Source organism: Dietzia sp. E1 (genome assembly GCF_014145015.1).
Lineage (GTDB): Bacteria > Actinomycetota > Actinomycetes > Mycobacteriales > Mycobacteriaceae > Dietzia > Dietzia cinnamea_A.
The window spans coordinates 1-288 of the sequence record NZ_JAALDU010000550.1; the positions used below are offsets into that span (position 1 = coordinate 1).

A 288-nucleotide genomic window follows, 5' to 3' on the forward strand; every position below is an offset into this window, starting at 1 on the left:
GCTCGGGGTCGTAGCCGGCGGCCAGGTCGCGTCGTTCCTGCTCGTCCTCGCACGCGGTGTAGAGGTCGTAGCAGGCGCGCAGTCGGGCGGCGGCGGCGATGTTCTCTGTGTACAGGGCCTGCACGGCGGCGGCGCCGGCCGCGGCGATGGCGGGGCAGTTGACGGAGCCGTCCGGGTGCGGCTGTGGTGCTCGCGTCATCGGTGCCCGCCCCCTTCGTGCGTGGGTGTGATCGCCGCCCGACCGGGCGAGGATCGCTCGTGTGTTCGATCAAGTGAACACTAGCAACC

General features: G+C 71.5%; 1 protein-coding gene. It reads right to left on the reverse strand.

What is annotated here, in order from left to right; all coding sequences use genetic code 11:
- A partial coding sequence (locus G6030_RS15360; RefSeq protein WP_007632212.1) for a hypothetical protein occupies window positions 1–199 on the reverse strand: 199 nt, incomplete at its 3' end.
- Between the last annotated feature and the right edge of the window lie 89 nt (window positions 200–288).